General features: G+C 66.3%; 27 protein-coding genes and 1 pseudogene. 18 read left to right on the top strand and 10 right to left on the bottom strand.

Features of this window, described 5'->3' with window-relative positions; all coding sequences use genetic code 11:
- Positions 1–134 precede the first annotated feature (134 nt).
- The 4 genes from FKV24_RS05005 to FKV24_RS04990 all read right to left on the bottom strand — a co-directional run bounded on the left by FKV24_RS05005 (position 135) and on the right by FKV24_RS04990 (position 2558).
- On the bottom strand, positions 135–332 hold the full coding sequence (locus tag FKV24_RS05005) for an IS3 family transposase (protein ID WP_249040927.1): 198 nt from the start codon (positions 330–332) through the stop codon (positions 135–137).
- A gap of 35 nt (positions 333–367) precedes the next feature.
- The gene (locus tag FKV24_RS05000) at positions 368–994 is read right to left on the bottom strand and encodes an IS3 family transposase (RefSeq protein ID WP_249040928.1); all 627 of its coding nucleotides are present in this window, start codon (positions 992–994) and stop codon (positions 368–370) included.
- Between the two features lie 49 nt (positions 995–1043).
- Positions 1044–1295, bottom strand: coding sequence for a transposase (locus FKV24_RS04995; RefSeq protein ID WP_141481594.1), 252 nt, complete (start codon positions 1293–1295; stop codon positions 1044–1046).
- A 459-nt stretch (positions 1296–1754) separates the two neighbouring features.
- Entirely contained in the window at positions 1755–2558 is an 804-nt protein-coding gene (locus tag FKV24_RS04990) for a hypothetical protein (protein WP_141481593.1), read from the bottom strand.
- A 318-nt stretch (positions 2559–2876) separates the two neighbouring features.
- Between FKV24_RS04990 and FKV24_RS04985 the strand changes: the two genes are divergently transcribed.
- The 10 genes from FKV24_RS04985 (at position 2877) to FKV24_RS04940 (ending at position 7991) form a co-directional block, all read left to right on the top strand.
- On the top strand, positions 2877–3272 hold the full coding sequence (locus tag FKV24_RS04985; RefSeq protein ID WP_141481592.1) for an ankyrin repeat domain-containing protein: 396 nt from the start codon (positions 2877–2879) through the stop codon (positions 3270–3272).
- 5 nt (positions 3273–3277) lie between these two features.
- Positions 3278–3700, top strand: a complete 423-nt coding sequence (locus FKV24_RS04980) for a DUF7684 family protein (protein ID WP_141481591.1) — start codon at positions 3278–3280, stop codon at positions 3698–3700.
- A gap of 175 nt (positions 3701–3875) precedes the next feature.
- Positions 3876–4229 (top strand): hypothetical protein, encoded by a 354-nt coding sequence (locus FKV24_RS04975; RefSeq protein WP_111267831.1) that lies wholly within the window; start codon positions 3876–3878, stop codon positions 4227–4229.
- A 186-nt stretch (positions 4230–4415) separates the two neighbouring features.
- Positions 4416–5120, top strand: a complete 705-nt coding sequence (locus FKV24_RS04970; protein WP_170288215.1) for a tetratricopeptide repeat protein — start codon at positions 4416–4418, stop codon at positions 5118–5120.
- 93 nt (positions 5121–5213) lie between these two features.
- A complete protein-coding gene (locus FKV24_RS04965; RefSeq protein ID WP_141481589.1) occupies positions 5214–5474 on the top strand; it encodes a hypothetical protein in 261 nt (86 codons plus the stop codon).
- A gap of 66 nt (positions 5475–5540) precedes the next feature.
- The gene (locus FKV24_RS04960) at positions 5541–5966 is read left to right on the top strand and encodes a hypothetical protein (RefSeq protein WP_141481588.1); all 426 of its coding nucleotides are present in this window, start codon (positions 5541–5543) and stop codon (positions 5964–5966) included.
- A 49-nt stretch (positions 5967–6015) separates the two neighbouring features.
- Positions 6016–6435: a hypothetical protein gene (locus FKV24_RS04955; RefSeq protein ID WP_141481587.1), complete on the top strand. Its 420-nt coding sequence runs from the start codon at positions 6016–6018 to the stop codon at positions 6433–6435.
- A gap of 228 nt (positions 6436–6663) precedes the next feature.
- A complete protein-coding gene (locus FKV24_RS04950; protein ID WP_141481586.1) occupies positions 6664–7077 on the top strand; it encodes a hypothetical protein in 414 nt (137 codons plus the stop codon).
- Positions 7078–7209: 132 nt separating this feature from the next.
- Positions 7210–7416, top strand: coding sequence for a hypothetical protein (locus FKV24_RS04945; RefSeq protein ID WP_141481585.1), 207 nt, complete (start codon positions 7210–7212; stop codon positions 7414–7416).
- Between the two features lie 113 nt (positions 7417–7529).
- Entirely contained in the window at positions 7530–7991 is a 462-nt protein-coding gene (locus FKV24_RS04940) for a DUF6194 family protein (protein ID WP_141481584.1), read from the top strand.
- A 94-nt stretch (positions 7992–8085) separates the two neighbouring features.
- On the opposite strand, the gene FKV24_RS04935 is transcribed toward FKV24_RS04940, so the two are convergent.
- Entirely contained in the window at positions 8086–8652 is a 567-nt protein-coding gene (locus FKV24_RS04935) for a hypothetical protein (protein WP_141481583.1), read from the bottom strand.
- Positions 8653–8868: 216 nt separating this feature from the next.
- Between FKV24_RS04935 and FKV24_RS04930 the strand changes: the two genes are divergently transcribed.
- Together FKV24_RS04930 and FKV24_RS04925 are read left to right on the top strand one after the other, a co-directional pair.
- The gene (locus tag FKV24_RS04930) at positions 8869–9204 is read left to right on the top strand and encodes a hypothetical protein (protein WP_141481582.1); all 336 of its coding nucleotides are present in this window, start codon (positions 8869–8871) and stop codon (positions 9202–9204) included.
- Between the two features lie 73 nt (positions 9205–9277).
- Positions 9278–9721: a DUF1294 domain-containing protein gene (locus FKV24_RS04925; RefSeq protein WP_249040926.1), complete on the top strand. Its 444-nt coding sequence runs from the start codon at positions 9278–9280 to the stop codon at positions 9719–9721.
- Here the strand turns inward: FKV24_RS04925 and FKV24_RS04920 are convergent.
- Together FKV24_RS04920 and FKV24_RS04915 are read right to left on the bottom strand one after the other, a co-directional pair.
- Positions 9652–9927 carry a hypothetical protein gene (locus tag FKV24_RS04920; protein ID WP_111267824.1) on the bottom strand — a complete coding sequence of 92 codons (276 nt, stop codon included), beginning with the start codon at positions 9925–9927 and terminating at the stop codon, positions 9652–9654. The two genes, FKV24_RS04925 and FKV24_RS04920, sit on opposite strands and share 70 nt — an antisense overlap.
- A gap of 84 nt (positions 9928–10011) precedes the next feature.
- Positions 10012–11673 (bottom strand): hypothetical protein, encoded by a 1662-nt coding sequence (locus tag FKV24_RS04915; protein ID WP_141481580.1) that lies wholly within the window; start codon positions 11671–11673, stop codon positions 10012–10014.
- A 248-nt stretch (positions 11674–11921) separates the two neighbouring features.
- Between FKV24_RS04915 and FKV24_RS04910 the strand changes: the two genes are divergently transcribed.
- From FKV24_RS04910 to FKV24_RS20195, 5 genes and pseudogenes are all read left to right on the top strand, one after another.
- Positions 11922–12107: a hypothetical protein gene (locus FKV24_RS04910; RefSeq protein WP_141481579.1), complete on the top strand. Its 186-nt coding sequence runs from the start codon at positions 11922–11924 to the stop codon at positions 12105–12107.
- Positions 12107–12598 (top strand): YfbM family protein, encoded by a 492-nt coding sequence (locus FKV24_RS04905; protein ID WP_141481578.1) that lies wholly within the window; start codon positions 12107–12109, stop codon positions 12596–12598. The genes FKV24_RS04910 and FKV24_RS04905 overlap by 1 nt, the downstream gene beginning before the upstream one ends.
- On the top strand, positions 12598–13068 hold the full coding sequence (locus FKV24_RS04900; protein WP_141481577.1) for an energy transducer TonB: 471 nt from the start codon (positions 12598–12600) through the stop codon (positions 13066–13068). Before FKV24_RS04905 ends, FKV24_RS04900 begins: the two co-directional genes overlap by 1 nt.
- Before the next feature lie 97 nt (positions 13069–13165).
- Positions 13166–13426, top strand: a pseudogene (locus tag FKV24_RS20200) (ankyrin repeat domain-containing protein); the annotation flags it as partial.
- 10 nt (positions 13427–13436) lie between these two features.
- Positions 13437–13622, top strand: a complete 186-nt coding sequence (locus FKV24_RS20195; RefSeq protein ID WP_141481576.1) for an ankyrin repeat domain-containing protein — start codon at positions 13437–13439, stop codon at positions 13620–13622.
- A 240-nt stretch (positions 13623–13862) separates the two neighbouring features.
- On the opposite strand, the gene nagA is transcribed toward FKV24_RS20195, so the two are convergent.
- The 3 genes from nagA to FKV24_RS04875 all read right to left on the bottom strand — a co-directional run bounded on the left by nagA (position 13863) and on the right by FKV24_RS04875 (position 16893).
- Positions 13863–14996 (bottom strand): N-acetylglucosamine-6-phosphate deacetylase, encoded by a 1134-nt coding sequence (gene nagA / locus FKV24_RS04885; protein WP_141481575.1) that lies wholly within the window; start codon positions 14994–14996, stop codon positions 13863–13865.
- A 57-nt stretch (positions 14997–15053) separates the two neighbouring features.
- Complete coding sequence (locus FKV24_RS04880) at positions 15054–16067, bottom strand: SIS domain-containing protein (protein WP_141481611.1); 1014 nt, start codon at positions 16065–16067, stop codon at positions 15054–15056.
- Between the two features lie 67 nt (positions 16068–16134).
- Positions 16135–16893: a GntR family transcriptional regulator gene (locus FKV24_RS04875; protein WP_111267817.1), complete on the bottom strand. Its 759-nt coding sequence runs from the start codon at positions 16891–16893 to the stop codon at positions 16135–16137.
- 224 nt (positions 16894–17117) lie between these two features.
- Here FKV24_RS04875 and zwf point away from each other — a divergent pair, with 224 nt between their 5' ends.
- Positions 17118–18584: a glucose-6-phosphate dehydrogenase gene (gene zwf, locus FKV24_RS04870; protein WP_141481610.1), complete on the top strand. Its 1467-nt coding sequence runs from the start codon at positions 17118–17120 to the stop codon at positions 18582–18584.
- Positions 18585–18721 lie beyond the last annotated feature (137 nt).

Raw genomic sequence — 18721 nt, 5'->3', positions numbered from 1 at the left:
TTGATGTTGTTGCGTCATGTAGCCGCGACTTCTGACCGCTACTGGGAGGAGAGATGGCAACTCGTGAAGACATGAAGGACTGGGTTGGATAGAAGGGGTCAGGTTGGACTGCCCCGGCTTTCACAGACAGGTAGTCAGGATACAAGCCTGACCGATAGATAGTTCCTCTCCGCCTGCACCGGTGATTGGTAGTCCAGTGCCGAGTGCATGCGGATGCGGTTGTAGAAGAGCTCGACATACTCGAACACTGCCATGCGTGCGTCTTCGCGGCTTTCAAAGGGTCTGTCGTCACCAGTCTCGTGCTTGAGGGTGGCGAAGAAACTCTCGGCCATGGCGTTGTCGTAGGGCAACCCCGGCCTGCTCATACTCAGACGGATTTTCGCTGCCTCCGCTTTGGCCCGGTAACGGCGCCGGTGTACTGGCTACCGCGGTCATGGTGAAGGATCAGACCCGGCTTGGGGCGACGCTGCTGCAAGGCCATATCGAGGGCGCGCTCGGTGAGATCGAGCCGCTGGTGATTGTCCATCGCCCAGCCAACAACGCGTCGGCTGCAGGCGTCGATCAGGGCCGCGAAGTGGAGCGGCCCTTCGCGCGTGGGCAACCGCGTGATGTCGCCGACCCACAGCCGGTCCGGCGTCGGTGCGGCAAACGGCCACGAGCATAGCCGTGGTGCCGCTGGCGTGCGCTGATAGGCGGCGCGAGCACGCAAGAAGCGGCGTCGGCGGCGCGTCCACAGGCCGAACTCTCGACGAAGGCGATCCATTCGATGACGTCCGCAGTCGATGCCACGCCGACGCAACTCGCGCCACAGACGACGGTTTCCATAGCTCTCTCGAAGTTCCCGGTGCGTGGCTGCGATAACTGCCGCCAGCTTCACGTCTTCCGTTGCCCTGGTGCTTGGTGGACGCCGTTTCCAGGCGTGATAGCCGCTGAGCGACACCTTCAACGCCCGGCACAGGTCTGTCAGAGGAAACGTCATCCGTTGTCCGTCGATCCAGGCGTACCGCGCTTGGATGCGCTCGCGAAGTGCGCCGTCGCTTTTTTTAAGATCGTGCTTTCTGCTCTAGCCGAGCGACCTGTCGGCGCAGTTGGGCTAGCTCCTGCTGCTGTGGCGAACGCCGGCCAGAGCCACGGAACGCCTGATCCCCATCAGTGGCAATCGCATCGCGCCATTTGTAGAGCAGGTTACGCGGTACGCCCAACGCCAGCGCCAGTTGGGTAGCCGGCTTGTCGCCGCGCTCCAGCAACCGCACCGCCTCGCGCTTGAACTCTGCGGTGAACTTCTGCCTTACCATCAAACACCTCCGGGGTTGTCCCCATTTTCAGGTGTCTGTGAAGGGTGGGCCAGTCCACAGGGCGAAGCCACTCCTGGGAATCCGGCCGGGGTGGACTGCCTGCATGCGCGAAACTCGACTCTGACCCCGGCTCTACTGACCCCGGCTCTAAACAGCGGGCGCTCATTCATGGGGACAAATGAATCCGACCCTTTTTCCGGAAGTGTATCGATGGCCGCCCTCTTGACCTCGGCAACGAGAGGCCCCGCTTCCGCGGGGCCTCTCCTACAGCACTCATACAGGCTTGTGATGAAACTCACCGGAGCAAGTAGTACGCAAGCAGAAACAGCAGACCAATAGAGAATATTGCTTGATATCGCACCCTTGCCACTTTGTCGGAGATATGCGCAGTAGCATACAGATTCGAAGCCACCGCAAACCCAACAAAAACAATCAAAAGCATTTCTATCATTTCTTTTCTCATGGGAAATGCCATGCACCCGGCCCGGGATACTTTTGATGACACTTCTCGCTTGCATCGCTACGAAAACCATCCAATATGGTAACAACAGAACCAGCACAGACAGAAGCTGAAAAAGGATTTGTTTCACCGGTAATACAGGCGGGGGTCCCGCTCAACAGCCCGGCAAGAATCTGCATCGAATCCGAGGCCTCCTGATCACACCAGTGATCCTTAGCTCGATTGAACGCAGCCTTATCTTCTTCTACCTCCTCGTCGGTATGAGCCATTTCCCACCACGGGTCAACACGTGGATCCCATACCCGAAATCCTAAGTAAGATTCCATAAACCCTTCTCGAATCATGTATGCCCACGGATCGCATGGAGAAAGATCGCATGGCTCTGGGATTCCAGAAGGAGGCGTGTACGATGGAAGCCCAATAGACCCAACCGTAATCTCAAACGAATGCTGCGTTAGAAAACTTGACCGCAAATCACTCGCCATTGAATTTGCAAGCGCCGAATTACCTTTTGCCGCTTGAAGGGCAGCTTGTCCTAGCCCAACATCAAATGACGCATATGCAGTATCCACATATATTCGATCGGTAGCACGATCATATATGGCCGTAGCGGTAAAACCATCCGCCCTCGCCCCCAAAACGACCTGCTGTGAATGGTAGCTTTGCCCGATGTAGAGTGACTGGATATCTTCAGGGTTCAACCCCTCTTCCGGAAACAAATCGCCAGGTGCGCTTTCCGCTGCGACAGACAAAGGAACCGCAAATCCAATAACAAGCGAAACGCCATATAACCACTTTTTCATCAACCAAGCTCCCTTGGTAAAAGACCAGTCCACGCCTTGTCCAACTTAGACTTCTACCACAGCCCTGCAGGTCCCACAACACTGGCGCCGTCCACGCAAAAGGGACTCACCTTGAACTGAAAAATGGGGTCAGGTTGGACTGCCCCGGCTTTCACAGACAGGCAGTCAGGATAAATAAAAGGGGTCAGGTTCATTTCTTGTCCATGGGGCTCGACGAGTCCAGAACATAACGGATCAGGAGAGTTTCGCGTGGCTCGGGCCCAATCGATACGGTTGCCGAGTCCACACCCATACCCCCAACCGCTCAATGGACAAGCCATGCGCACCATCGAGGAAATTCTGCAGTCCACGTCCGATGTCCTGTTTCCCGCCGACGGTGGCTGCCGCCGCGTGAGTATGGACAGCCGCAGCTACGAGAACGATACGCCACTGCATGTATTGCTATGGCGCAGGGATTTCGACGGCGCCAAGGCCCTGATCGAGGCCGGCGCAGACGTCAATGCGATTGGCGACATGGGCCAGACGCCGCTGCACCTTGCCATCCACCAGGGGCGAGTGGACATCGCGGAAGCGCTCCTGCTGGCGGGCGCCAATCCGGACATTCGCTCCGAATTTGGCGAGACGCCCAGAAGCATGGCGGCGGCCCGGAAAGACGCCATCGCGGGGCTGGTCGAGCAGACGATGCCTGGCGGTTCCACTCAATCCAAACGATAGGCCCCATGTCAGACGTTCCGGTCTACTTGCACCTACCTGGCGGCTCGACTCCGCCTGACTTGGGCGGGCCCTCGCCGTTTCGCGCGGTAGTGATGGTGGAGCAGATCGTTCCGCTGGAGTGGCAGATGGCGGTGAGCGATTGGCTTGTCCGCTCCGGCTGCCTTTCCATGATGGCCTGGGGACGTGACTGCGGCTACTGGGATGATTCCGTTGATCTGGCGAGCCTTCGGATTCTTGGCTATGGCGAGATTCCGGACGACCAGCTCGTCATGACCTCATGGCATGAGCACGAATCGCTATCCGACGTTTTTTCTTTCTCCAAGCGTCACGCCTTTCACAGTGAAGTCGAGTTGCAACGGACACTGCTGGTACATATCGCCGACAGGTCCCAGGAGCCTTACATGCTGCGAACCTACGCTGAGGCCTGACAGCAAGCCCGTAGTCGACTTCCCCACCCGAACATGCTCAACTCCTCCGGATGCGTGGCGGATGCCGCGCCGTGCGCAGGCGCACCCGACCCGGATCAGACACGTACATGGAGGTAGTCTTGAAAGCAGGCGATGTCATCGTTTCCCGGCGCGACAACGGCGAGTGGGCGATTGCATGGAAGTGAAAATCGCACTTGTAGTCGCGGAAGTGACGCTGTATTACGCGATCCTGGCTTGGTTGGGGACAAAACTTGCTGCCGTTGTGGCCAGACGTGAGATCCATCGCCGGACGGGCATGGGAGATCCCGCGACCTGGCGTGGTGCCGTGGCTATCACTTTGATGGTCTCGGGTCTCCTGATCGCGATGCAACTGGGGCTGCTGATTGTCGAGCTGCAGATTCCTGAACCCATACCGGTCCTGATTCATCTGTATTGGTGCGTGGCGATGGTTGCGTCGTTCGTTCCGTCCATGAAGACGAAAGCCCGTATGCTCGAAGAGGCGGGGATCGATCCCATGGGCTCCGTATAGGAAGTGGGTCGAATAAAAGAACAGCGGCCAGGGTCTATTCTCGCGCAGGAAGACAGCCGACTCGACAGCAAGGCGCAAAGTCGACTTCCCCACCCGAACATGCTCAACTCCTCCGGATGCGTGGCGGATGCCGCGCCGTGCGCAGGCGCACCCCGACCCGGATCAGACACGTACATGGAGGTAGTCTTGAAAGCAGGCGATGTCATCGTTTCCCGGCGCGACAACGGCGAATGGGCGACGACCCGGATCCTGGCCGTGGATGCGTGGTCGGACGGGAGCAGGACCTTCCATTGCCTTTGCTACGCGCCCACGGCCACCCGGCCGTCCGCGGAGGGGCTCGATGCCCTGACCGTGCTGGCCCGGCATGTCCCGATCGATTCGCTCGGCTTCAAGCGCGACGGCGAGGTGCTGTGCTCGCGCCCGGTCGCCGATGAGGAGCTCGACGGCTTCCACGAGTACCTCAAGCACACCGACTTTCCGCGCTACATCGAGGCCACCGGGCAGGACCTGGAGCTGGTCGTGTCGCAGGCGAACGCCCACTACATGACCGCGAACGCCCTGAGCGATGGCGACCGCGGCGCCGAGGCGATCGAGGAGTACACGCGGGCGGTGGAGTTGTTCCCGATGTTCTACGAGGCGATCGACAACCGCGGCTTCACCCACATGGACCTGGGCGAGTTCGACAAGGCCCGGGCGGACTTCGAAGCCTCGCTGCGGGTCAATCCCAACGGCCACACTGCGTTCTTCTCCCGCGGCGAGTGCCTGCTGAAGCTCGGCGAGTTCGACGAGGCCGAGAAGGCCTTCCAGGAAGGCGCGGACCGCTTCAGCGAGCACCGCGACACCTACCTGCGCTACGTCGAGGCGACCCGGATCCACCGGGATATGGCCTAGGTCCGGGCCGCCTTTATCCTGCCGGAGGGGCCGTCGGACCGGCGGCTACTTGCCGTACCGTATGGCCCAGGCCTTGGCCACAAGGAGGACACCGTGCGTAGAGTCCTGTTCTGCCTGCTCTGGTTCGTGTTGTTGGCGTTCGTCTCGCTGACCGTGGCGGGGATGGTTGTCGCGCTGAACACCTGCCCGGAAACCGAGGAGTTCTCGGTCGGCTACGAGTGCGGACGCATGGCCTCGGAGCAGTTCATGGCGAGGTATCGCCTGCCCATTGTCCTGGGCGCGCTGCTGCTTTCCGTCGCCGGCACCCTGGCCGGAGTTCTGCCGGGAACCAGGAAACGAGCGGGCCGGGGATGAGGTCGTGCACATCCATTCAAGCCGCTGCCTCTCGGCGGCCCCACCAGAACCGGGTATCGGAGCATCGTGAAACCAGACGACTTCGTCGATGCACTCGACACCCCTGATACGAGGCGGGCCGCCTCGGACGCCGCGGCGCGCCGCATGGCCGAAACGCGCGAGAGCCTGCCGCGCGCGATCATCCGCTATTGCGCCTTCATCCTGACCGGGTTGCTGGCATTGGACGCGCTGGGGCTGTTCGGCCTGGGCCGGCTGGCGGCCTTCGGCGCGGCGGCGCTGTTGGCGCTGCTGATGCTCTGCATCGGGCTCACGATCAGCCGCGCGCCTCGCTCCCCGGGCATGGCGCTTTGCATGACGCTGGTGCCCCTGGCCTTCCTGGTGTTCGTCTTCGCCAACGGCCGCGTCTTCGATGCGCCGATTCTTGTCTCCGCCGGATTGCTGGGCTGCCTGGTCTGGCTGGCATGGATCCGGCATCGGGCGCCGGCCGCATGACGATGCCGTGCGGTTGCCAGTGGACCGATCCGCTACGGGCCTCTGTCGAATGAGATCGATACCGCTGATCCTGCTGTTGGCGGCCGCATGGCCCTCCAGCGCCGCCGGGGCCTTCGAGCTGTGCGGTCGCTGGCGATCGGATGCCGCACGGACGCTCCCCGAGATGGAGAAGAGCGTGCGGTTGACGGAGAAGCAGCGTCTGCTGTTTCGCAACGACTTCTTCGGCAAGTTGGTTGTGGAGACGCGCGAGAAGTACTCGCGCGCGTACTTCCCCGACCAGTCGCCGGAGAGCGTGGCATGGGAGCCCTGGCAGGTCGTCTCCCGCAAGGGTCCTGTCTTCCAGGTCAGTCGCCTCGTCGCCGGAGAGCTCGTGCTGCGCGAGGTAAGACTCGACGGAAACTGCTACCGGGTGCTGATCCCGGAGCTGGGGTTCGGAGAGTGGTTCTGCAGGGTGCCGGACGCGGAGTAGCCGGTTAGTGAGCAGGCCTGCGCGTTGTCCGGCCGTGCGCTAACCCATAGCGACAGGGGCGTGGTCAGCGGCATGAGGCATGTGAGCTGCGAAGTGCTTTCGCCCCAGGCTTCGGCAAACGGAACGCATCGGCAAGGCGGACCGTCGCCCCACGCCGTGGATCGAGGCACCATTCAGACGCAAGTCCATTCGTGGGTGTGCGATTCTTGAGGCGGGTGCCGAAAAGCCATGAAGACCGTCAAGTATTCAATGATGTTCATCGCAGCCCTGGTTCTTGCCAAGATCGGGCACTCCCTGGTCGGCGCGTACCTACCGTGTACCTACTTTCCGCGGGGCTACTGGCAGGCGCTGAGCATCGATCACAAGTTCCAGAACTTCCAGTCCAGGCACGGACGCCTGCCCGATATGCTCGACTCGCAGGATGTCCGCTTGCTGGGCCTGGACAAGGGCTACCCGATGAGGTTTGAGCGAGAACAGGACACCTACGTCATGCATCTGTCGCCCGATCGTCCCGGAGATATCGAATACGCCGTTGAGCCGACCGATGGCAGCGATGCCACCCGGATCCAGTACATGTCGTTCGACGGGCCCTGGGTCGAATACCGTTCCCGGGACAGGAGCATCCAATGCGGGATTCGTTGATTCAAGCAAGGGTAGGGAGCGGCTTTCACCGTTCGAGAGGCATGATTGCCACCGTCCCCAATACCGGACGTCTCCTCGCCCCCTTGCAGTTCTGGTAGCGCGACCGTGGCGGCCAGGAGGCTACATCGAGGGTTGAAAGCCACACTGCGGGTCGCCATGGGCATAGGGGCGGGCTTGGTGGCGCGCGTCGTGCTGGATGCGTTGATGCTGCTATTCCCCGACCACTCGTGGCTCATCGATGTGGTTGGACAGCTTCTGGTGGCGCTTGCGATCGTCTGGCTCTGCCTGATCCCCGTTTTCGAGGACTACGGGGTGATCCGGCAGCCCGACGGCGGCTAGGGAAGAAGAGGGAACAGGTCCTCCGTAGGTCTACCGGCTTCGCTTCTCGACTCGTTGCCGTCCGGGTGTCAGGCTGCGGGTCCGCTTCAACAGCCTGATCGGACGATCCGACCATGACCCAAGATGACATTCGCGCGCTGCTGGGCAGCGACGCTTCCGTCCATATCCAGATCGCCGGCCCCGGAGACGGCAGCCCGGAGATCGCATGGGGCGACACCTTCTTCCATGTGCGCGACAAGGACGGCGAACCAAGGAAGATGCCCTTCACGACGATCGTGACCAAGGACTACACCGGATTCGACAGCGAGTCGGATCTGAACCGCGGTGGACTGTATCGGCTCAACATCGAGACCGGCAGGGAGGAGTTCGAGGCGTTGTTCGGATTCAAGCCCAACGAGCTGGAGAACCACCGCGACCGGTTCGACTGCGCCGCGCTGAACCGGCTCTTTCCGCATCCGCTGTACGGACCGAGCGGCTGGGTGTCGATCATCAATCCGGACGCGGAGCTTGTCCCCACGGTCGAAGCACTCCTCCGCCATTCGCTGGAGCGGGCGCGACGCCGCATCGCGGGCTGAGGTCCGTCCGGGTCCGCAACCGGATGGACGTCGCGGGTCGGCGCGATCGGTCCTTGCGGATCGACGTCCCGCGAGGCGGAGCGCACAGGCCGGCTTATTTGTCCGTGGCGACCGGGCGCGGACCGGTCGGGATCATGATGTGCGCGTACGGGGTGTTCTTGTACATCACGTATGGACCGCCCGCGTCGGGGTCGTTGGTCATGTCCTTGAGCGAGGACTCGGGGTCCGGGACGATCACCATGATGTGCGGGCCCTCGGTCACCCAGGGTTCGCCCGGGTCCTGGGTGGTGTCGAACGGGTCGTCGTTGTTGGTCGCGATGTCGCCGCCGAACATGTAGGAGATGCCGACACTGACCGGGTTCGGCGCCTGCCTGTGCGCGAACGCCTGCATGAAGGCCATCCAGGTCGCGTCGTTGCACATCGGCACGTCCATGCCCGGGCCCATGCTCGGCATGCAGGTCCAGCCGTTGGAGCCTTCCCGCAGCACGCTGCCGTCGTGGTCCATGATCTTCGCCTGCGCGGCGATCTGCATCGGTCCCGCGCTCATGGCCCGCGCGATCAGCGCCGCGTCGGTCGCGTCCTTGTCGTCGGCCAACACGGCGGGCGAAGCCACCAGCGCCGCGCCCGAAAGCACGATTGTCCAAAGCGATACTCTGTTCATGATGCCTCTCCGAAAAAGGGGGCATCACGATCAACGCAGTCGCCGCGGAATTCAGGCCCTGCTTCCGCGAGGCATGGGCAGGCAGTGAGAATGAGGGGGCATGTCATGACGGAATGCGAGGGCCCGGTGGATGCGGTTGATACGCTCGGGACGGTCATTGCGGTTGGCGACTTCCATCGTCGACGGGCTTTTGCGCATCGCCAGAGGTGTTAACGCATGGTGAGAATCCTGTTCCCGCTGGTCAGCGCGCTGTGCTGGGCCAATGCCCTGATCGTTGCCGGCGATGGCGTCCGGGCCGGGCCCGGCAAGGTGCTGGCGATCAGTCTGGTGGTCGCCTCGATCTACGCGCTGCTGGGGCTGATCGGCTTCTTCGTCGGGCGTCATATGACGCGGTTGTCGGCGGCGATATCGGGCGACAGCCCGGCGGCCGCTGCCCTGTGCGGCCTGCGCGTGTGGCTGACGATCGGCGCGGCGGGCCTGGGGCTGGTGATGGTCCTGTCGCTGACCGCGCTGGCCCAGCGTCTGGGAGAGGGATCGCATGTCTTCGGGTAAAGCAAACAGAGGCAGGCGCAACGCCGGCAGGGACGGCGCGGATCGTCGGGGGCTGCCGCGGACCGCGATCGCGGTGGTCGCCCTGCTGCTCCTGGCCGCCGCCGCCCTGGTCGGGGTGGTCCCGCGCGCCGTCGCGATCGCCTACTTCGTCGCCAGCGGCGTGTCCCTGGTCCTGTACGGATGGGACAAGGCCGCCGCCGGTCGGGGCGCGTGGCGTACGCCGGAGAAGACCCTGCATCTGTTCGACCTGCTGGGCGGATGGCCCGGCGCCCTGATCGCCCAGCAGCAGTTCCGCCACAAGACCGCGAAGACTTCGTTTCAGGCGATGTTCTGGGTCACCGTCGTGGTCAATGTCGCGGTGGCGGGGTGGTTGCTATGGGCGGACGGCGTGCCGGCCCCGAAGGATGCGACCGCGAGCGCTTGCCCGGCCGGGCCCGGGCGCCTGTTTCAGGCGACGAACAGCAGCACGGCGTGGAATGCGAACAGGCACCCGATCATGTTGCGGCGCTCGGCCTGATTGGCGCCGCCCTCGTAGGCGCCGTTGAAGAGCGGGCCCCAGTGCATGTCCTGGTCGTGCTTGAAGTGATGCCAGTGCCAGTAGATCAGCAGGCTCGCCGCCAGGAATGCCGCCGCGTGCTTCCAGTCGTGCCCGGACAGCAGAAGCGCCAGCTTGGCCGTCGTCGCCAGGACGAAATAGATGTCGAGGATCTTGATCGGCGGCATTGGCTAGCAGGGGCGGGGTGGAAACCGGGAGCAGGGTAGACCCTCCCGAGGGGCCGGGAAAGTCGCAGGCCCATGGTCTTCCGGCTACTGGCTCTGCTGCAGCATCATGAACGGCGGACCGTTGTCCCAGAGCCGGGTCGGGGTGGTGTAGGCGATCCGCATCGAGGCCTGACAGCGGCCGTCGCCGTAGCAGTCGCGGCGCTGCGGCAGCGCGAACTGGAACGACAGCGGCGTGGACTGGTAGCGATCCCACCACGCGCTCCTGGCATTGGCGCGATCGATGCGCGGTATCTGCGAGACGTAGCGGACCGGGATGTCCTTGGCCTGGCGATAGGCGACCGGGAGCACCAGTTGCTCGCCCGCCTCGATGCGCTCGATTGGCAGGGTGACTTTCTCGAACAGGCCGGCCGAGTCGCTGACGTGCAGGCCGACCTGTTCGGCGGCGGCGCTGCCGGCGTTGCGGACGGTGACCTCGAAATACGGTTCGCTGATGTGGCGCGTGCACCAGCGGGCGGCGGCGGCGCGCTGGCGGGCGATGTCCTGGGCCGCTTCCAGCAGCGCTTCCTTGGTCCTGTCGCGGATCTGCCGGCGCGCCTCGTCGGCGGCCATCTCGGCCAGCGGGCCGGAGGCCGGAGTCGGGATCTGCGCGGCCATCTGCACGGCCAGATAGTCGGCGCCGCCCTCCATCAGCGCGTCGACGTTGGGGATCGACGGCGGCAGGCCGGCCGCCGCCAGCGCCGAATCCAGGGCCAGCGACACCACGCTCTCGGGCACGAAAGGCAGCAGCGAGGCCATCACCGAGACGACCATCTTCTTGAGGTCGGAATAGGCTTCCGATGCCCAGTTCACCAGGTCGACGACGGCGCCCGGCGCCTCGCCGATCACGTCGAGCGCATCCTTGCCCTCGTCGCGCGGGATCGGTTCGCAACCGGCCGGCCAGTTCTCGGTGGTCACCGACGGCACATAGCGGAACGCGGTGACCCGCAGGTCGAACGGGACGCTGGAGACGACCTCGAAACTCGACATGTCGGTCGCCGGGACCGGGGCCGCGGCCCAGATCACCGGCAGGCCGGGCGAGGGCCGTCCCGACACCGCCCCGCTGGCGCTCACCGGTATCGCACGCACGTAGAAACGCGGCGGATTGAGCAGGCGCAGCGAGGCGAGGGTACCGCTGACCTCCCCACGCGAGAGGGCGGGGGTGCCGGCGGTCGGCGTATCCGGCGGGGTGTCGGGAACGGCGACCCTGCGTTCAAGCCCGGAGCGACGTGCGACCGCCGCCGCCGGGCTCATCCGCGCCGCGCCGGCCTTGGGGGCGTTGGCGAGTCCGGCCTTGCGCGCGACCTCGGCGAAATCGACCTCGAACACCCGCTGATCGCTGTCGCCGCTGAGCAGCAGCCCGACCGGATGGTCGACATCGCCATGGAACGGGGCACGGGCGACCTGCCAGCGCACCCGGGCGATCCTTGCATCGCGGCCGAGATTGCTTTCGAAGGCGACGCCATGCGCGCGACCGGCCGGGTCGATGTAGACGCTGTCGATCTGGCGACGGATCTCGCCGGATTGGTGGAAGGCCAGCGTCGCCTCGGGTACCTGCGCGCGCAGCGCTTCGATCGCGGCCGGAGACAGCCGCAGCGTGGGCGGGCCGGTCGGTCGCGGCGGTGGCGCGGCGATGCCGGCGGAGCACGTCAGTACCAGGGCCAGGGCCGCCCAGGTGCGAGGCCCTGTACGACGGGAGATCGAGCTCACGGTTCCGTGGCGAAATCCATGGCGAAACATCGGCGGCTCCTTCCGGATCCCTTGCGGACGCCTCGTGGCCCCGGGCGCGTGGCGATGGCCGGGGCCGGGCTCGCCAAGGGTAGCGCGCGCTGCCGGCAGCCGGCGCGTCGCAGGCGCATGCGCCGACGAGCGGTGTTCCGCGACATCGGTGTGCACGGAATGTCGGCGAGGCGCGTGTTCCTTGGCGCTCGCGATCGCCGTTCGGGCGGCATCGGTTCGTGCTGTCGGCGCGCACCCCCGCGATCGAAACGATCGCCCAGGGCCATCTGCAGTTGCTTGCGATCCATCTGGTCTGGCACCTTCAGCGCCTCGGTGCGCTGTCGGCGGAGGTGGCCAACCGCCGCCTGCGCGAGTGGGGCGCGGCCGGTCCGGACCGGAATGTCTTTCAACAAGGAGAAGTCTGATGGGAATGGCAGGATGCTTTGCCGCGGTCGACACCAAGACGCTTGCCGAGCTGGAGGCCGATCCGGGCCGGATCGAGGGGTATCTCTATCCGGACGATGGCGACGGCGATCCGGACAATTCCATCGACGTCGACAAGGCCTGGCACGGTATCCACTACCTGCTCCACGGCAGCGCCGATCCCGGCGCCGGACCATTGGGCCAGGCGATCCTGGGTGGCGAGCCGATCGGCGATGACATGGGCTACGGTCCGGCACGGCTGCTGCGGGCGGAGCGGGTGAGGACGATCGCCGATGCCCTGATCGACGTGTCGGAGCTGCGCGCGCGCTATGCGCCGCAGGCCATGGAGGCGGCCGGTGTCTACCCGGACAGCATCTGGGTCAGGGACGGCAACGAGGCCCTGGACTATCTGCTCGAACACTACCGCGAGCTGCGGCGGTTCTATCGCGATGCCGCCGGACGCGGCGACGGGGTGCTGCTGTGGATCTGTTGATGTCCGCAACGAAGCGACCCATCCGGGCGTCGGGCATGGCCTTCGCCGTGTTGTGCGGCGTGTCGCTCGCCGCCTTCGACAGCGACGCGCAGGCGCTGTCGGAGAGCGGATGCAAGGATTACGTCGGCCCCGAACTGCTTGAGCTGGACACCTCGGCGATCGAAGCGGCCGAACGCCAGTGGCCTGCGGCGCCCAAGGCGGTGACCCTGCTCGAGGTCGTGGTGACGCCGGATTCGGCGCCCGGGTTCCAGGCGGTCAGGGTCGCGCGTTCCAGCGGCTCCAGGAGCCTGGACAGGGACGCACTGCGGATTGCAGGCAGTTCGACCTATGTGCAGGCGACCTGTGGCGGCAAACCGGTCGATGGGCGTTTCACGCTGTCGGTCGCGCTGCCGTACCGGGGTTGCGAGGACGTGGTGAACGGGGTGGTCGTGAAAGGCACCGGCTGCCGGCCCGAGGCAAGCGCGGATTGAGCACGCCCGCGATAGGTAGGAGCGGCGTGAGCCGCGACCGGCGGTGTGAGGACACCGGAACAGATATCGGCCTGGAGTCACGGTGAGACCAGACATCATGAGTAGACGGCGTTCTCCAAGCGGCTACGAAAACGCATCGGCCAGGCGGGGCGAAGCCGAGACCCCGATGCACGGCGAAGCCTGGGTCGGTGCGCACAAGCGGCTGCGGCGGTTGATACGCCGGGGTCACGACATCGAGGTTCTTGACGACACCGGCGAGTCGCCGTTGCATGGCGCCGCATCGCACGGTAATGCAACGGCACTGCGTGTATTGTTGCGCGCGGGCGCCAATCCGAATGTGGCCGCCAGCGATACCGGAATGACCCCATTTGCACTGGGCCAGCGGCTGGGGTGGGCTTGGCGCAGTAAGGGCGTTGATCAGATACGGGGCCGACCCGGGAATGCGGGATCACAAGGGCAGGACGCCGGAGCAGGTCGCTCTGGAGCACGACAGGACCGAGGTGGCCGATTGGCTACGGAAGCGCGGCGTGGCCCAGGCCGTAGGAGTGGCGTAAGCCGCGACCGGCCCATCCCGAGAAAGCTCCATCGCGGCTGACGCCGCTCCTACGAAGAGCGTTTGCCTTCGCCATGCACCCACCCCCCTGAGTCAGGGGGCGATTCGCGCATAGCGCGAATAAGGGTGTGGCAGCGCAACGGCGGGGCCCATAGGTTTGCGCAGCAAACTTTGGGGATTCCCGGGCGCAGCCCGGGGATCGCGGCTTACGCCGCCTACGAAGATGTGCGTCCGGTGGCGTTCAGGCCTGGCCGCCGATCCAGGTGCCCTGCACGGTGATGTCGTCGTCCAGCATCGCCAGGTCGGCGCGACAGCCGACCGCGATGCGGCCGTGGTCGGCATCCAGGCCGAGGAAATCGGCCGGGTATTGCGAGGCCATCCGGCAGGCTTCGTCCAGTGGCAGGCCGAGGCGTCTGACCGTGTTGCGTACGGCGCTGGCCATGTCCAGCGCGGAGCCGGCGAGGGTGCCGTCGGCGGTGCCGCACAGGCCCTCGCGGCAGGTCATGGTCTCGCCGTAGAGCTCGAAGGTGTCGCGTTCGCCGCCGACCGGGGGCATCGCGTCGGTGACCAGGATCATCTTGCCGCGCGGACGGGCGGCGATCGCGATCCGCAGGCTGGCGTCGTGGACGTGGTGGCCGTCGACGATCAGCCCGCACCAGGCGTTGGGGTCGTCGAGCGCGGCGCCGACGCCGCCGGGCTCGCGGCTGTTCATCGGCGTCATCGCGTTGAACAGGTGGGTCACGCCGCGGATGCCGGCGTCCAGGCCGGCGCGCATCGTCGCGTAGTCGGCGGCGGTGTGGCCGGCGCTGAGGATCACCCCGCGCGCGCTCAGTGCGCGCAGGGTGGCCGCGTCGAAGCGTTCCGGGGCCACGGTCAGCACGGTACGGCCGTTGTCGAGCGAGGCGATCCGGTCGAGTTCGGCCGGGTCGGGAGTATGGAACTTTTCCGGGTCGTGCACGCCCTTGCGCGCCTCGGCCAGGTACGGGCCTTCCAGGTGGATGCCGAGTATCCCCGGGACGCCGGCCTGGATCGCCCCGCGCACCGCGGCGATCGCCTCGACCATCACCGCCACGTCGTCGCTGATCAGGGTCGGCAACATGCCGGTGGTGCCGAAACGCCGGTGCGCTTCGGCGATCCGGCGCACGCCGTCGACGGTCGGTGTGTCGTTCAACAGCACGTCGCCGCCGCCGTTGACCTGGGTGTCGATGAAGCCCGGCACCAGGTGCCGGCCCCGCAGGTCGACCGCCTCGCTGCCACGAGGGGCGCCGCCCGGCAGGATCGCGGCGATCCGGCCGTCTTCGACGATCACGCACAGGCCGTCGGCGAATCCGCGTTCGGTAAGGATCGGACCGTTGTGGAAGGCGAGGGTGGACATGGCGGTGTCGTCGTGGTGAGTGTCGTACGCAGAAGCGACCCGTAGGGGCGTTGGGCTTCAGACCGTCTCGGTGACCTTGTTCAGATGCGGCGGCAGGTCGGGATTGTGGCCGCGCGCGACCGCCAGTGCGTTCACCGCGCGGTAGAACGACTGCACGGTCAGCAGCGGGGTCACCGCCGGATGCGGCGAGGCGGCCAGCGGCAGGTGCCCGTCGCCGGCGGCCTGGCCGGGCGCGGCCAGCCACACCGGCGCGCCACGACCGCGGAACTCTTCGGCGACCGCGGCGGTGCCGGCGCCGGTGTCGTCGTCCTGGGCGAAGGCCAGCACCGGGAAGCCGGGGCCGACGATCGCCATCGGACCGTGCTTGACCTCGGCCGAGGAGAACGCCTCCGCGTGCAGGCCGCTGGTTTCCTTGAACTTGAGCGCGGCTTCCTGGGCCGCGCCCAGGCCCAGCCCGCGACCGAGCACGAACAGGTTGCGCGCGTCCCGGAGGACGTCGACCACCGCCGACCAGTCCTGCGCCCAGGCCTGGCGCAGCGCCGCGGGCAGGCCGCGTTCGGCTTCGCGCAGGGCCGTGTCGCCGCTCCAGCGCGCGGTCAGCTGCAGCAGTGCGGCCAGTGAGCACAGATAGCTCTTGGTCGCGGCGACGCTGCGCTCGGGGCCGGCGTGCAGCGGCACCACGGTGTCGGCCAGCGCCGCCAGCGGCGAGTCGGCGACATTGACCAGGGCGACCACGTGGGCGCCGGCGGCCTTGGCGATCTCGGCGTTGCGCAGCAGGTCCGGGCTCTTGCCCGACTGCGAGATCGCCACGAACAGCGCGCCCTCCATCTTCGGCCGGATCGCGTAGACCGAGCCGATCGACGGCGAGGCCGAGGCGGTGACCAGGCCCAGGGTGGTCTCGAACAGGTACTTGCCGTAGGTCGCGGCGTGGTCGGAACTGCCGCGCGCGCAGGTGACGATGAAGCGCGGCGGATCGGCGCGCAGGCGTTCGGCCAGGGCATCGAGGGTGTCGGCGTTGGCGGCGAACTGGCGCGCGACCGCGTCGGCGGTCTCGGCGGCCTCGGCGAACATCAGGGTGTCCTCGGCGCGCAGCGGCCGGGCGGACAGGGCGGTCGGATCGGCGGCGGCGTTCAAGGCATCACTCCGTATGCAGTTCGGCGACGAAGTCGTAGGCATCGCCGCGGTAGAAGGACCGGGTGAACTCGGCGACGCGGCCGTCGTCGAGGAAGGTGCGGCGTTCGATGAACAGTCCCGGGCTGCCCTCGGGCAGGCGCATCAGCCGCGCCTGCTCGGCGTCGAAGGCGATCGCGCGCAACCGTTGCAGCGCGCGCACCGGGCGCAGGCCGAGCTTGTCGAAGGCGGCGTACAGCGAATTCTCGACCAGGGCCGGGTCGGACAGCACCTCGGCCGGCACCACCGTGCGCTCCAGCGCCAGCGCGGTACGGTTTTCGCCGGAGCCGCCCGCGGTGCGCAGCCGGTAGTAGCGGATCACCTGGGCCCCGGGGGAGAGGTTCAACGCCATCGCCTCCTCGGGGGTGACCTCGCCGGTGCCGCGCTCCAGGAACTCCGAACGCGGGTCCAGCCCGCGCGCGCGCAGGTCGTCGGTGAAGCTGGTCAGCGCCGAGAACGACTTGACGATGCGCTCGGCGACGAAGGTGCCGGCGCCCTGGCGCTGGGTCACCAGGCCGTCGGCGACCAGGCCGGCGATCGCCTTGCGCACGGTCACCCGCGACAGCGCCAGCAGGCGCGCCAGTTCGCGCTCGCCGGGCAGGGCCTGGCCGGCGGTCAGCGAGCCGTTCTCGATCGCGTGCTGGAGGGTCCGGCGCAGGTGCTGGTAGGCCGGCGCGCGACGCGCGGCGACCTGACGCTGGTATTCGTTGAGCAGATAGTCCTGCATACCTGAAAGATACCAGTAACAAACCAGTTGGGGCAACAAAGCCCCTGTTCTGGCTTGTGAAGGGCGTTCCCAGGCCGGATTTGCTGGATTGGTATCGCAGTGGTATTGTCGATCGCACGACAGATTCCATGACCACCTCCAGACCAGTCGGTCCGCCCGCGCGGCGGCACCCCACGAGCCCGAACATGACCCTGCACGCCTCGCCCCCCGTTCCGGTTGTCCCGATGGCCCCGTTCGACCTGGTGATCTTCGGCGGCACCGGCGACCTGGCCATGCGCAAGCTGCTGCCGGCGTTGCTGCACCGCTTCGTCGACGGCCAGATCGGCACCGGTACCCGCATCTACGGCGTCGCCCGCGACGCCCGCAGCGATGAGGCGTACCGCGAGCGGGTGCGCGAGGCGGTCGCCGGCATCGCCGCCGCCGATCCGCGCGTGGCCGAAGCGGTCGACGCCTTCCTGGCCCTGTTGCACTACCGCCAGCTCGACCTCGCCAGCGAGGACGGCTGGCCGGCGTTCGCCGAGGAGATCGGCCACGGCCCGGACCGGGTGCGGGTGTTCTACCTCGCGGTCGGCCCGTCGTTGTTCGCCAACGTCGCCGACCGTCTGGCTTCGGTCGGACTGGCCGGCGGCGGCACCCGGGTGGTGGTGGAAAAGCCGATCGGCAAGGACGGCGCCAGCGCGCAGGTGATCAACGAGGCGCTGGGCCGGGTGTTCGAGGAGTCGCAGGTATTCCGCATCGACCACTACCTGGGCAAGGAGACGGTGCAGAACCTGACCGCGCTGCGCTTCGGCAACGCGCTGTTCGAACCGCTGTGGAAGGCCGAGCACATCGACCACGTGCAGATCACCGTCGCCGAGACCGTCGGCGTCGAGGGCCGCGCCGCCTACTACGACAAGTCCGGCGCGCTGCGCGACATGGTCCAGAACCACCTGTTGCAGCTGTTGTGCCTGGTGGCGATGGAGCCGCCGGCCTCGCTCGCCGCCGACGCGATCCGCGACGAGAAGCTGAAGGTGCTGCGCGCGCTGCGCCCGATCGGCAACGGCAACGCCTCCCAGATGACCGTGCGCGGCCAGTACCGCGCCGGCGCGGTCGACGGCCAGGCGGTGCCGGGCTACCTGGACGAGCTGGGCGGGCCCTCGCACACCGAGACCTTCGTCGCGATCAAGGCCGAGGTGCAGAACTGGCGCTGGGCCGGGGTGCCGTTCTACCTGCGCACCGGCAAGCGCCTGGCCGAGCGCATGAGCGAGATCGTGGTGACCTTCCGCCGCGTCCCGCACTCGATCTTCGGCGACCCCGCCGACGGCAGTGCCAGTCCGCTGGCGCCGAACAAACTGGTGATCCGGCTGCAGCCCGACGAGGGCGTGAAGCTGTGGCTGATGAACAAGGTGCCGGGGCCGGGCGGCATGCGCATGCGCGAGGTGGCGATGGACCTGAGCTTCGCCGAGACCTTCGGCGGCCGCCAGCCCGACGCCTACGAGCGCCTGCTGATGGACGTGGTGCGCGGCAACCCGATGCTGTTCATGCGCCGCGACGAGGTCGACGCCGCCTGGCAGTGGATCGACCCGATCCGCGCCGCCTGGGAGGCCGGCCACGATGCGCCCAAGCCGTACACCGCCGGCGGCTGGGGCCCCAGCGCCGCGGTGGCGCTGATCGAACGCGACGGGAGGACCTGGCATGAGGATGCGCAGTAACGCCATGGGCGCCGAAACCGGAGCCGGACTGAGGGTGATCGAACCGATGCCACTGCCGATGCATGCACATGAATTCGCCGACGGCGCCGAACTGGCCGCGGCCCTGGCCCGGGCGGTCGCCGCCGACCTGCGCGGTG

This window comes from Marilutibacter maris (assembly GCF_006546735.2).
Taxonomy (GTDB): domain Bacteria; phylum Pseudomonadota; class Gammaproteobacteria; order Xanthomonadales; family Xanthomonadaceae; genus Marilutibacter; species Marilutibacter maris.
This window is presented reverse-complemented; position numbering and strand designations above follow the sequence as displayed.